10 protein-coding genes and 1 tRNA gene are annotated in these 12,545 nt (G+C 59.7%); 8 read left to right on the plus strand and 3 right to left on the minus strand.

All coding sequences use genetic code 11. The annotated features are described in order from the left end of the window. Positions 1–20 precede the first annotated feature (20 nt). From PMI23_RS05175 to PMI23_RS05190, 4 genes are read left to right on the plus strand one after another with little or no spacing between them, the layout of a single operon-like run. On the plus strand, positions 21–1,700 hold the full coding sequence (locus PMI23_RS05175; protein ID WP_007917692.1) for a vWA domain-containing protein: 1,680 nt from the start codon (positions 21–23) through the stop codon (positions 1,698–1,700). Between the two features lie 30 nt (positions 1,701–1,730). Then, complete coding sequence (locus PMI23_RS05180) at positions 1,731–2,312, plus strand: RNA polymerase sigma factor (protein WP_045121595.1); 582 nt, start codon at positions 1,731–1,733, stop codon at positions 2,310–2,312. Beyond that, positions 2,309–2,905 (plus strand): hypothetical protein, encoded by a 597-nt coding sequence (locus PMI23_RS05185; protein WP_007917690.1) that lies wholly within the window; start codon positions 2,309–2,311, stop codon positions 2,903–2,905. Before PMI23_RS05180 ends, PMI23_RS05185 begins: the two co-directional genes overlap by 4 nt. Before the next feature lie 20 nt (positions 2,906–2,925). Next, positions 2,926–3,189, plus strand: coding sequence for a hypothetical protein (locus PMI23_RS05190; RefSeq protein WP_238539514.1), 264 nt, complete (start codon positions 2,926–2,928; stop codon positions 3,187–3,189). A 77-nt stretch (positions 3,190–3,266) separates the two neighbouring features. Here the strand turns inward: PMI23_RS05190 and PMI23_RS05195 are convergent. Continuing rightward, positions 3,267–3,343 (minus strand) — tRNA-Arg (locus tag PMI23_RS05195). A gap of 442 nt (positions 3,344–3,785) precedes the next feature. Here PMI23_RS05195 and gabD point away from each other — a divergent pair. The 3 genes from gabD to PMI23_RS05210 all read left to right on the plus strand — a co-directional run bounded on the left by gabD (position 3,786) and on the right by PMI23_RS05210 (position 8,043). After that, positions 3,786–5,228: an NADP-dependent succinate-semialdehyde dehydrogenase gene (gene gabD / locus PMI23_RS05200; RefSeq protein WP_007917688.1), complete on the plus strand. Its 1,443-nt coding sequence runs from the start codon at positions 3,786–3,788 to the stop codon at positions 5,226–5,228. A gap of 185 nt (positions 5,229–5,413) precedes the next feature. Further along, entirely contained in the window at positions 5,414–6,691 is a 1,278-nt protein-coding gene (gene gabT, locus PMI23_RS05205; protein ID WP_007917687.1) for a 4-aminobutyrate--2-oxoglutarate transaminase, read from the plus strand. A 140-nt stretch (positions 6,692–6,831) separates the two neighbouring features. Continuing rightward, complete coding sequence (locus PMI23_RS05210) at positions 6,832–8,043, plus strand: response regulator (RefSeq protein WP_007917686.1); 1,212 nt, start codon at positions 6,832–6,834, stop codon at positions 8,041–8,043. A 50-nt stretch (positions 8,044–8,093) separates the two neighbouring features. On the opposite strand, the gene PMI23_RS05215 is transcribed toward PMI23_RS05210, so the two are convergent. Together PMI23_RS05215 and desA are read right to left on the minus strand one after the other, a co-directional pair. Next, positions 8,094–9,083, minus strand: coding sequence for a GGDEF domain-containing protein (locus PMI23_RS05215; RefSeq protein WP_007917685.1), 990 nt, complete (start codon positions 9,081–9,083; stop codon positions 8,094–8,096). Between the two features lie 142 nt (positions 9,084–9,225). Then, positions 9,226–10,410 (minus strand): delta-9 fatty acid desaturase DesA, encoded by a 1,185-nt coding sequence (gene desA / locus PMI23_RS05220; RefSeq protein WP_007917684.1) that lies wholly within the window; start codon positions 10,408–10,410, stop codon positions 9,226–9,228. A gap of 146 nt (positions 10,411–10,556) precedes the next feature. Between desA and dibA the strand changes: the two genes are divergently transcribed. Further along, complete coding sequence (dibA, locus tag PMI23_RS05225; RefSeq protein ID WP_007917683.1) at positions 10,557–12,476, plus strand: phosphodiesterase DibA; 1,920 nt, start codon at positions 10,557–10,559, stop codon at positions 12,474–12,476. Positions 12,477–12,545 lie beyond the last annotated feature (69 nt).

Below are 12,545 nucleotides of genomic sequence, written 5' to 3' on the forward strand. Positions count from 1 at the left end.
TCATCCCGAGGTCAGCCCCCATGTCTCTTCCTTTTTTGCGTCCTGTTGCGGTTGCTGTGCTGCTGGTACTCGCCGGTTGCGGTGCTTCGTCCACGCCCGATAACGCTGCTGTGCCAGCGCCGGCGCAGCCTGAAGTTCTGGTTCAACAGGAAGCCGTGATGGCTGACAGCTCAATGGCCAAACGCGCGCTGTACAGGATGCCCAATGCGGGCAGCGCGCCGATGCCGTTGAGTGAAAGTTATCCACAGAGCCATCGCGACGAGCAGCGCGAGCAGTATCAGACGTTGGCTGATAACCCGATCCACAGCGTCGCCGAGACGCCGGTTTCGACTTTCAGTGCCGACGTCGATACGGGCGCTTATGCCAACGTCCGCCGCTTGCTCAATCAGGGCCGACTGCCGCCGGAAGGCGCGGTGAGGCTGGAGGAACTGGTCAATTACTTCCCCTACGACTACGCGCTGCCCAGTGATGGCTCGCCCTTCGGCGTGACCACCGAACTGGCCGCTTCACCGTGGAACCCGCACACCCGCTTGCTGCGCATCGGCATCAAGGCCTCCGACCGAGCCGTGGCGGAACTGGCCCCGGCCAATCTGGTATTTCTGGTCGACGTGTCCGGCTCGATGGATCGCCGCGAAGGCCTGCCGATGGTCAAAAGCACGCTGAAATTGTTGGTCGATCAGTTGCGCGATCAAGATCGCGTGTCTTTGGTGGTGTATGCCGGCGAATCGAGAGTGGTGCTGGAGCCTACTTCCGGACGGGAGAAAGCGAAAATTCGTACAGCCATTGAACAATTGACTGCCGGCGGTTCGACCGCTGGTGCTTCCGGTATCGAATTGGCCTACCAAATGGCACAGCAAGCTTTCATCCCCAAAGGCATCAACCGCATCCTCTTGGCCACCGATGGCGACTTCAATGTCGGCGTCAGCGACTTCGACAGCCTCAAGCAAATGGCTGTGGATAAACGCCAAAGCGGAATTTCGCTGACGACCCTGGGTTTTGGTGTGGATAACTACAATGAGCACTTGATGGAACAACTGGCCGACGCCGGCGACGGTAACTACGCCTACATTGATAATCTGCGCGAGGCGCGCAAAGTGCTGGTGGATCAGTTGAGTTCGACCCTCGCCGTGGTGGCGCAAAACGTCAAACTGCAGGTGGAATTCAACCCGGCACAGGTCAGTGAATATCGACTGCTCGGCTACGAAAACCGTGCGTTGAAGCGTGAGGATTTCAGCAATGACAAAGTCGATGCCGGCGAAATCGGCGCAGGACACACGGTGACCGCGCTGTACGAAATTGTTCCGGCGGGCGAGCAGGGCTGGCTGGAGCCGCTGCGTTACGGCAAATCCGACGCTGTTGTTTCGGCAAAGAGCGGAGAATTAGCAATGCTGCGTGTGCGTTATCAGCGTGCCGAAGGTGGGAAAAGTCTGCTGATCGAACGGCCCATCGCCAATCAGGTTGCAACTGCCAGCGAGGATCTGCGTTTTGCCGCCGCCGTGGCCGCGTTCTCCCAGCAACTCAAGGACGGCCGTTATACCGGCGACTTCAGCCTGAAGGACACCGAGGCATTGGCCCGTGGCGCTCGCGGCGATGATCGCTTCGGTCTGCGCAACGAGTTCGTGCAACTGGTCGAATTGGCGCAAAGTCTGCGCACATCGAGCGCTTCGAACGCGCTGGCCACTGAACGACGGATTGAATAAGTGAGTCGTCTGAAAGGCTTCATCAGCCAGCTGTTTGCCTCGGCAGACAGCTCAACCGCCAGCAGCGATGAATCGCTGCTGGCGCGTTATCGCGAGGGCGACGGCGCCGCTTTCGAGATTTTGTACGCGCGCCATCGCCAAGGCCTGTACCGGTTTCTGCTCGGGTTGAGCGGCAAACCGGAACTGGCCGACGAAGTATTTCAGGAGACCTGGCTGAGCCTGATCCGCAGCACCAGTCAGCCGCAAGGCCGGGCGACATTTCGTACATGGCTATTCCAGATCGCCCGCAATCGCCTGATCGATCACTGGCGTAAACAAGGCGCCCGACAACCGCTGCACGACAGCTATGACGAGCAAAATCACGCGGTCAGCGATGAGGCGAATGATCCCGAACAACTGTTCACTCTCAGCCGCGACAGCCAACGCCTGGACAGCGCCCTGCAAACCCTGCCCGCCGACCAGCGCGAAGTGTTCCTGCTGCGCGCCCACGGCGACCTCGACCTGGCACAAATCGCCAGCCTCACCGAAGCACCGCTGGAAACCGTTAAAAGCCGTTTGCGCTACGCCCAGCAAAAACTGCGTCGGCTGCTGGCCGAGGAGGTACTGACATGACTGACGCCCGCCAGACACCCGAAGATCCGCTGATCAAGCATGTACGCGAACAGCACAATGCCGAACCGCCAGCGCACATTGATGCGTTGATCCTCAACGCTGCGCATCGTCAAACCCCGGCGCCGAAACCAACCGTGTGGCAACGCTGGCTGGATGTCTGCCGCAAACCACGTTGGCAAGTCGCATTCGCCAGTCTTGTTGGCGTCGCCCTGATGTTGTCACTGGTCCAGCGCGCCCCCGAGCCGCAAGCGCAATTCGACTTCGCCCCAGCCCCCAAACTTGCTGTACCCATGACCGAAACGGACTCAGCGCAGTTGCACCGATTGTCCGCCCCGGCCGGCGCCATGCCGGCACCTGTGCCGATGATGGAAATGGCCGCGCCGATGCAAGATCAAGCGATCAGCGCCGATGAAACCAAACTCAGCAAACGCGCCACCGCCCCGGCCAATGGCCTCGACGCACAACTGCGCGAAGTCCTGCGCCTGCGCGAAGCCGGCCAGTCACAAGCCGCCGACAGCCTGTTCAACAACCTGCACAAACGCTACCCGAACGCCGATCTCGACGCCCGACTCGAACAGTTGCAGAAAAAATGACCGCCTGAGCCTCCAGCCATTTGGCATTACCCCGCAAAAACGCGCACTATCGGGCTATTGCCAATGCGCTGGAGGACAACGTGGCAGCAAAAATTGACCGCATCGCCCAACTCCTCAACTGCCCGGACAAGGGTGAAGAGATGCGGCGCGCGATTACTGAAGCGCGTAAGGAATTTCTGCTTAACCAGTCGCAAGAAGATGTCGTTGATGAAGATGACGTTTTTGAGGAGGTTGAGGAGGAAGACGACGATGATTACGATGAGTTTGACTGGACGACGGAGTGACGTCGTTCCAGCCCTTTTGCATCGCTCACAAAAAAGCCCCGGACCATCACAGTCCGGGGCTTTCTCGTTTAAATCAATGGCGCACCAGGCGGGATTCGAACCCACGACCCCTGCCTTCGGAGGGCAGTACTCTATCCAGCTGAGCTACTGGTGCAGCGGGCGACATCATACCTAGGTCGGCTCGGGGCGTCCATGCTGGGTTTTGGCACGGATTGTCAGTGCGCGTGTCGGCGCAAATCGCTGCATTCCATAAAGCGGTAACGTCCTGCAAAACCCTCGCTTGGCGCTTTCACGGGACTGATCTATGGTTCTGTTGCCGCGAGGGCTTTTGGCTCGTTGATCTGAAAAATTCCACAAACGCGGCGTTTTTGTTCTTTTTTTCGAACGACCTATTGTCCTTTAACCCCTTTGATCCTACGATCCGTTTGAGATTTCAAACGCTCGTTGACCGGGCGTTGAAGCGCCGGTGTTTCGAATCGTGCACTGTCGATGCGCCACACCCGGTCACTGATTTCCCTGACGGCAGCCTTGCGAGGCGCCTTTCTACAATCATAATTTGCTCCGCGCAGGCCGCGGTGCTGTTAAGGAAAGCCGACATGCAGCTTAAAGACACCCTGTTGTTCCGCCAGCAAGCCTTCATTGATGGCGCTTGGGTCGATGCGGACAACGGTCAGACGATCAAGGTCAACAACCCGGCCACCGGTGAAATCCTCGGTACCGTGCCAAAAATGGGCGCTGCCGAAACCCGCCGTGCCATCGAAGCCGCTGACAAGGCGCTGCCGGCCTGGCGTGCCCTGACCGCCAAAGAGCGTGCCGGCAAGCTGCGTCGCTGGTTCGAGCTGATGATCGAGAATCAGGACGACCTCGCGCGCCTGATGACCCTCGAACAGGGCAAGCCGCTGGCCGAAGCCAAGGGCGAAATCGTTTACGCCGCCTCGTTCATCGAGTGGTTCGCCGAGGAAGCCAAACGCATCTACGGTGACGTGATTCCGGGCCACCAGCCAGACAAGCGCCTGATCGTGATCAAGCAGCCAATCGGCGTGACCGCCGCGATCACTCCGTGGAACTTCCCGGCGGCGATGATCACCCGCAAGGCCGGTCCAGCGTTGGCTGCCGGTTGCACCATGGTGCTCAAGCCTGCTTCGCAAACTCCATTCTCCGCATTCGCCCTGGCCGAACTGGCTCAGCGCGCGGGCATTCCTGCGGGCGTGTTCAGCGTGGTGTCGGGCAGCGCCGGCGACATCGGCAGCGAGCTGACCAGCAACCCGATCGTGCGCAAGCTGTCCTTCACCGGTTCGACCGAAATCGGTCGTCAACTGATGTCGGAATGTGCCAAGGACATCAAGAAAGTCTCGCTGGAACTGGGCGGCAACGCGCCGTTCATCGTGTTCGACGACGCGGACCTGGATAAGGCCGTCGAAGGCGCGATCATTTCCAAGTACCGCAACAACGGCCAGACCTGCGTCTGCGCCAACCGTCTGTACATCCAGGATTCGGTCTACGACGCGTTCGCCGAGAAGCTGAAAGTGGCTGTGGCGAAACTGAAGATCGGCAACGGTCTGGAAGACGGCACCACCACTGGCCCACTGATCGACGAAAAAGCCGTGGCCAAGGTGCAAGAGCACATCGCTGATGCCGTGGCCAAAGGTGCCACCGTGCTGGCTGGCGGCAAGGCGATGGAAGGCAACTTCTTCGAGCCGACCATCCTCACCAACGTGCCGAAAAACGCCGCCGTAGCCAAGGAAGAAACCTTCGGTCCGCTGGCGCCGCTGTTCCGCTTCAAAGATGAAGCCGAAGTGATCGCGATGTCCAATGACACCGAGTTCGGTCTGGCTTCGTACTTCTATGCTCGCGACCTCGGTCGTGTGTTCCGCGTCGCTGAAGCGCTGGAATACGGCATGGTCGGCGTCAACACCGGGCTGATCTCCAACGAAGTCGCGCCGTTCGGCGGCATCAAGGCCTCGGGCCTGGGCCGTGAAGGCTCCAAGTACGGCATCGAAGATTACCTGGAAATCAAATACCTCTGCCTGGGCATCTAACCTCGGACAAGGATCGCTGCAAACGCAAAGGGCACGAGAGCGCTGTCCCTTTGCGTCGTTTCAAACCGGAATTTTCTCTGCGGCCAGGAACGCCGTGGCAGTCGATCATCGCATGCTGCCACCGTCGATTTCTCCCGCTTAATCCTTGAACCACGCCGCCCGATGAGCGGCGAATGAGGACTGTAATGAGCAAGACTAACGCTGAACTGATGGCCCGTCGTACCGCAGCTGTTCCACGTGGTGTTGGCCAGATTCACCCGATCTTCGCTGAGTCCGCGAAGAACGCTACCGTGACTGACGTTGAAGGTCGTGAGTTCATCGACTTCGCTGGCGGCATCGCTGTACTGAACACCGGCCACGTGCACCCGAAAATCATCGCCGCCGTGACCGAACAGCTGAACAAGCTGACTCACACTTGCTTCCAGGTACTGGCTTACGAGCCGTACGTTGAGCTGTGCGAAAAAATCAACGCCAAGGTGCCAGGTGATTTCGCCAAGAAAACCCTGCTGGTCACCACCGGTTCCGAAGCCGTGGAAAACGCCGTAAAAATCGCCCGTGCCGCCACTGGCCGCGCTGGCGTGATCGCTTTCACCGGCGCTTACCACGGTCGCACCATGATGACCCTGGGCCTGACCGGTAAAGTCGTGCCGTACTCGGCCGGCATGGGCCTGATGCCAGGCGGTATCTTCCGCGCGCTGTACCCGAACGAACTGCACGGCGTGAGCATCGACGACTCGATCGCTTCCATCGAGCGCATCTTCAAGAACGACGCTGAGCCGAAAGACATCGCCGCGATCATCATCGAACCTGTTCAGGGTGAAGGTGGTTTCTACGTCGCGCCGAAAGAATTCATGAAGCGCCTGCGCGCCTTGTGCGACCAGCACGGCATCCTGCTGATCGCTGACGAAGTACAAACCGGCGCTGGCCGTACCGGTACGTTCTTCGCCATGGAACAGATGGGTGTTGCTGCCGACCTGACCACGTTCGCCAAATCCATCGCTGGCGGCTTCCCGCTGGCCGGTGTTTGCGGCAAGGCCGAATACATGGACGCCATCGCGCCAGGCGGCCTGGGCGGCACCTACGCTGGTAGCCCGATCGCTTGCGCCGCGGCCCTGGCCGTAATGGAAGTGTTCGAAGAAGAGCAACTGCTGGACCGCTGCAAGGCTGTCGGCGAGCGTCTGGTCACTGGCCTGAAAGCTATCCAGGCCAAGTACCCGGTCATCGGCGAAGTTCGTGCGCTGGGCGCGATGATCGCGGTCGAGTTGTTCGAAAACGGCGACAGCCACAAGCCGAACGCTGCTGCTGTAGCGTCGGTGGTGGCCAAGGCGCGCGACAAGGGCCTGATCCTGCTGTCCTGCGGCACCTACGGCAACGTTCTGCGCGTCCTCGTACCGCTGACTTCGCCGGACGAGCAACTGGACAAAGGTCTGGCGATCATCGAAGAGTGCTTCTCGGAGCTGTAAGCCGCGCACTGTGTGATCGGATAGACAAAAAAACCCGCTTCGGCGGGTTTTTTTTCGCCCCGTGAACATATCAATTGCTTTTGCGCTGTATCGAAAGGCCAGCATTGGCTAAGGTTCAGGCATTGCAAGGGAGAGCGCGCATGACTGCCGTTGATTTACCCGCCGTACCCCGAGTGCTGATTGCCGAGGCCGATCCGTGGTCCCGGGACCTGCTCAAACAAGTGCTTCTGAACGTGCGTTGCGATGCGCGGATAGACTTGTGCGCCGACGGGCAGCAAGCCCTGTCATTGCTCAGTGAAGTGCCGTATGACCTGGCGATCGTCGATTGGGAGTTGCCCGGCATCGACGGCTTGAGCGTGCTGCGCAGCGTGCGTCAGCGCAAACGCAACCCACCGTTGCCGTTCATCCTGATGAGCAGCCGCAACGACAGCGCCAGTGTGCGCGAAGCGATTCCGTTGGCGCCCACGGCCTACCTGACCAAACCACTGAACATGGAAAGCCTGACCGAGCGTTTGCAGGGTTTACTGCTGAATGCCGGTGAAGAAGTGTTCTGTGAGGTGCCGGCATTGGCACCGGGCATGACCTTGTCGATATTCCTTGAACGCCGCCGCGAGCAGGCCGACGGCGCGCCGTTGATGACCGATGTGCAGGTGGCGGTAAAGCGCAGCCTCAATCCCAATGGCCTCGATCTGAAACTGTTGGAAGATGAGATCAAAACCGACCCACAAATCACTGCAGTGCTGATCGCTGCGGCCAACAGCGCGGCGCAGCACCACGGTGCACCGGTTCAAACGCTCGCTCAAGCCCTGCATCGCCTGGGCACCGGGCAGAGCATGAACCTGATTCTGGGGCTGGCACTCAAGCGCAGCGCCAAGCTCAGCGATCCTTGTCTGGCGGACTACGCCGAGCGTTACTGGGGCTTGTCGCTGCACACCGCTGAATACGCGCGCACCTTGGCACGCTTACTCGATCTCGATCAGGAGCGCTGTTACTGCGCGGGTATGCTCCATCGCCTGGGTGATCTGGCGTTGCTGCGTTGTCTGCAGGAGTGGCAGCAGGCCGGCGGTGCGCTGGATGAGTGGGAGGAGGTCGGCGAGGCGCTGGCGGAGTTTGGCGCGGCTTATGGTTCGGCGTTGCGCACCCGCTGGCGATTGCCGCTGGAGCTGCGTGAGCTGATTGCGTCGGTGTACCAGCTCGGCGGCGGGGTGTATTCCCGTGAGGCGCTGGTGATGAACATGGCGGCGCAGATGGCCCGCTTGACCGAGCATGAGGGCGTTGAGGAGTTGGCGAAGAGCCGCACGGCGCGGTTGCTCAAGATCGGGCTGCCGGAGTTGATGCGGATGCGCAAATAACCTGACTTACGCAAACCCCGCAATGGATCTCTGTGTAGCTGAGATACGGGTCAGGCAGAAATGATGCGGTTCTTGCCCTGTCGCTTGGCCTCATACATCGCCGCATCCGCGCGGGCGAACAGGCTGTCGAGGTTTTCGTCTTCCCCGGTAAGGCTGGTCAGCCCCTGGCTCACGGTGATGCCGAACGTCTGGCCGTCATGGCTGAAGCTCAAACGCTGAATCTCCTGCTGCAGCCGCTCGGCCACCTGCATGGCCATGTCCGGCGCACAACCGGGAAACACTGCGGCAAACTCTTCGCCGCCAATCCGCCCGAACAGATCGCCCCGGCGCAACGAGCCGCGTCCGCACTCGGCAATCCGCTGCAGAACATTATCGCCCTCCGGGTGGCCGTAGGTGTCATTGATCATTTTGAAATCATCGATATCCAGCAGCAGAAAGGCCATTTGTGCGCCCTGCACCTTCGCTACTTCGAACTCGCGATTGGCGCACTCGAAGAAGTGCCGGCGATTGCTGCTTTGGGTCAGCACGTCGGTGGTCGCCAGACGGTGCAACTCGGTTTCCATCTGCTTCTTGTCGGTGATGTCTTCGGCGATGCCGACGATGATCACCGGTTGCCCCGGCTCGTCCTGACGGTTGATGAAGCACTTGTCGCTGAGCCAGCGCACCTGACCGTCGGCGGCGATGATCCGGTATTCGCGATCTTCCACCGCGCCTCTGTGCAGGACTTCGGCGAGGCTGCGTTCGGCGTATTCCAGATCGTCGGGGTAGATGCTGTCGCGCCATTGGTTGTAGTCGGCGAGGAGGAGGCCGGCGGAGCGGCCGAAAATCCGTTCATAGGCGGGGCTGACATACAGCACCTGCCGGGTTTCCCAGTTGAAGGCCCAGAGCACAGCGTTGACGCTGACCAATAAGGAGCTGAACAGCTGTTCGCGTTCGCTCAAACGGGCGACTTCGCCTTGGGCATGCATCAACGCCATTAGCGTTTGTGCGGCCTCGGGCCACTTCGGTAAGGATGAGTCTTTTTGATTGTTATTGACCATCGGCACAGATCTCAAAGGCGTGCCGCAATTCGACAACGGCCACAGTACAGCCCGCCGGGATGGCGAAGTGTCTTTGAGATAGGCGATTTTTAGCGAAGTTCCGAAGGGTGCACCCGGGAGCCGGGTGCACCGATCAACGGTCTCAGGCGGCTGCAGGGCGCAGCGAGTAGGTTTTCAACTGGTCGGCGAATTCACGCAGGGACTGGATACCGCTGGCCTCGGCCTCGTGAATCCACTCTTTGATGGCGGCGAGCATGTCGTGGCCATTTGCGCTGGTCTTGACCCAGATCTGCTGCAGGGCCAAGCGTTTCTCGTAAATTACCTTCAGCGCCTGGCTGTGCTCGAGCATGGTCTGGATGCGCAAGTGATGACGATCTTCCAGCAGGCTGGTTTCCCGCGACAGCAGACGCTTGGCGCGGTGGAACTGGTGGCGCACCGAATGATCGACCTTGGCCAGCTCTTGCTTGACCAGCGGGCCGATCACCAATTTGCGGTACTGGGCCATGATCTGGAAGCGGTTGTTGAGGATGGCCATGGCGGTGTCCATGTCCAGATTGCCCTTGCCTTCGACGCGGTGGGCGATCGGCGCCACGCGCTGAACCTTGGCCAGACGCAGGAAGCTGAAGACTTTGATCCACGCCCAACCGAGGTCGAACTCCCACTTCTTCACCGACAGCTTGGCCGAGTTAGGGTAGGTGTGATGGTTGTTATGCAGTTCTTCGCCGCCGATCAGGATGCCCCACGGCACCAGATTGGTGGCTGCGTCGCGGCATTCGAAGTTGCGATAGCCGACCGCATGGCCCAGACCGTTGATCACGCCGGCGGCCCACACCGGGATCCACATCATCTGGATCGCCCAGATGGTGATGCCGATGGTGCCGAACAGCAGCAGGTCGATGACGCCCATGATCGCCACGCCCAACAGCGGGTAGCGGCTGTAGACGTTGCGCTCGATCCAGTCTTCGGGGCAGTTCTTGCCGTAGATGCGCAGGGTTTCCGGGTTTTGCGCTTCGGCGCGATACAGCTCGGCGCCGGTGCGCAGCACGGTGGAAAGGCCTTTGATGACCGGGCTGTGCGGGTCGTCTTCGGTTTCACACTTGGCGTGATGTTTACGGTGGATGGCGGTCCACTCGCGGGTGTTCTGCGCCGTGGTCAGCCACAACCAGAAACGGAAAAAGTGCTTCAGGCCAGCATTCAGCTCCAGCGAGCGATGGGCCGAGTAGCGGTGCAGATAGACCGTGACGGCGACAATTGTCACGTGGGTCATCAGCAGGGTGACTGCGACCAGAGACCAGGCCGACAAGCCAAGAAAACCTTCGTACCACATAGGCTATAGGGCCCTCGATAAAGATAAAAACAGCCGTTGCATTATCACCAAGCACACAGATAAAACCAGTCGCCCTTTCAGATAAGAGTCGCTGGATGTTTCTTGACCTATAATTCCAACCTTTTTGTAGGGACATGGACAGTCGAATGCCTGCCACTTACCGCGATGCTTTGCGTGCAGCGCTGCTTTATCTCGTGCTTGCTGCTGTCTGGCTGCAGGGCACTGATCATTTATTAAACAATTTCTTCGATAACTCCGTCGATCTTGCCCGATGGCAACTGATCAACGGTTACGTCTTCGCGGCGTTCAGCGCCGGGCTGATTTTCCTGGCGCGGGCGCGATTGTGCGAGTTTCTCGGAATAGGTGCGCGTTTGCGCGAACGCCACGCCGACCGCGAACGCCTGCGTCAAGCGGCGGCGGTCTTCGATTGCACCCGCGAAGGGGTGCTGGTGACCAACCATCAGGGGCTGATCGTGCACGTCAATCGTGCGTTCATCGAGATCACCGGTTATCAGCGTGAAGAAGTCCTCGGGCAGCAGCCGAGCCTGTTCAAGTCGGGCCATCATCCGCCGGGATTTTATCAGGCGATGTTTGCCACTCTGGAATCGCAGGGCGAATGGAGCGGCGAAATCTGGAACCGCCGAAAAAGCGGCGAGATTTATCCACAGTGGCAGACCATTCGGGTCATTCACGATGATCAGGGCCGGCGCAGCCATTACGTCGCGGTGTTTTCAGACATTAGTGCGATCAAGGATTCCGAGCATGAGCTCAAACACCTCGCGCACCACGATCCGCTGACTGATCTGCCCAATCGGCTGCTGTTCAGCGATCGCGCTGAACAGGCACTGGCCTCGGCGCAAAACCACAAGCGCGGTTGTGCACTGCTGATGCTTGATCTCGATCACTTCAAAATGATCAACGACAGCCTCGGCCATAACATCGGCGATCGCTTGCTCAAGGCCGTGGCAGCGCGCTTGCAGGCGCTGTTCGGCCCCGGCATTACGCTGGCGCGTCTCGGTGGTGATGAGTTCGCCGTACTGGCGGAAAGTTGTCCACAGCCGGTGCAGGCAGCAGCGCTGGCGCAACGGATTCTCGATGCACTGAAGGAGCCGTTCAGCATTGATGGCAATCAGTTGTTCATCAACGGCAGCCTCGGCATCAGCCTGTTCCCCAGTGACGCGTTGAGCGCCGAACAACTGTTGCGCAATGCCGACGCGGCGTTGTTCAAGGCCAAGAGCAGCGGGCGCAACGGGTACGCCTTGTACACCGAAGAACTCACCGCCCACGCCCAGCAACGGGTGGAAATCGCTTTCGAACTGCGCCGGGCGCTGGAGCAACGGGAATTGCGGGTGTTCTACCAGCCTGTACATGACTTGAAGACCAGTCGCTTGATCGGTGTTGAAGCCTTGGTGCGTTGGCAGCATCCGCAGCGCGGTCTGGTGTCGCCGGCGGAATTCATCCCGATTGCCGAGCGCACCGGGCTGATTGCCGAAATCGACGCGTGGGTGATGCAGCAGGCGTGTCGGCAGATGTGCCAGTGGCAACAGGCTGGAATCGTACTGTCATTTGTCGCGGTGAATGTGTCGTCGCGTTTGTTCGCCCGGCGTGAGCTTTATCAACAGGTCGCGCAGGTCCTGCATGACACCGGGCTGGATCCGGCGTATCTGGAGCTTGAAGTCACTGAAAGCGCGGTAATGGACGATCCGGAGGTGGCGCTGGAGCAGATGCATCGTTTGCGTGAATTGGGTATTCGTCTGGCCATCGATGATTTTGGTACCGGGTATTCATCGCTTTTGCGGCTCAAGCGCTTGCCGGTGCAGAAGCTGAAAATCGATCAGGGTTTTGTTGCCGGCTTGCCTTGGGACGAGGATGACGCAGCGATCGTGCGGGTGATCATCGCGCTGGCCCGGAGCATGGGCATGCAGGTGCATGCCGAGGGTATCGAGCAGGTTGAGCAGGCGGCGTTTTTGCTGGAGCAGGAATGTGATCTGGGGCAGGGGTATTGGTTTGGGCGGCCGGTTCAAGCGCAGGAGATTGATTGGGCAAGAACACCGGTGATTGGTTAAAAGATCAAAAGATCGTCCGATCGCGGCCCGAGCCTTCGGCAGCTCCTGCACCGATCCCTGTAGGAGCTG

This window comes from Pseudomonas sp. GM24 (assembly GCF_000282235.1).
Taxonomy (GTDB): Bacteria; Pseudomonadota; Gammaproteobacteria; order Pseudomonadales; family Pseudomonadaceae; genus Aquipseudomonas.

What these genes read in the sequence shown, in the direction of transcription:
- PMI23_RS05175 (WP_007917692.1), top strand. Translation starts at nt 21, where the DNA reads ATGTCTCTTCCTTTTTTGCGTCCTGTTGCGGTTGCTGTGCTGCTGGTA.
- PMI23_RS05185 (WP_007917690.1), top strand. Translation starts at nt 2,309, where the DNA reads ATGACTGACGCCCGCCAGACACCCGAAGATCCGCTGATCAAGCATGTA.
- gabD (WP_007917688.1), top strand. Translation starts at nt 3,786, where the DNA reads ATGCAGCTTAAAGACACCCTGTTGTTCCGCCAGCAAGCCTTCATTGAT.
- gabT (WP_007917687.1), top strand. Translation starts at nt 5,414, where the DNA reads ATGAGCAAGACTAACGCTGAACTGATGGCCCGTCGTACCGCAGCTGTT.
- PMI23_RS05210 (WP_007917686.1), top strand. Translation starts at nt 6,832, where the DNA reads ATGACTGCCGTTGATTTACCCGCCGTACCCCGAGTGCTGATTGCCGAG.
- PMI23_RS05215 (WP_007917685.1), bottom strand. Translation starts at nt 9,083, where the DNA reads ATGGTCAATAACAATCAAAAAGACTCATCCTTACCGAAGTGGCCCGAG.
- desA (WP_007917684.1), bottom strand. Translation starts at nt 10,410, where the DNA reads ATGTGGTACGAAGGTTTTCTTGGCTTGTCGGCCTGGTCTCTGGTCGCA.
- dibA (WP_007917683.1), top strand. Translation starts at nt 10,557, where the DNA reads ATGCCTGCCACTTACCGCGATGCTTTGCGTGCAGCGCTGCTTTATCTC.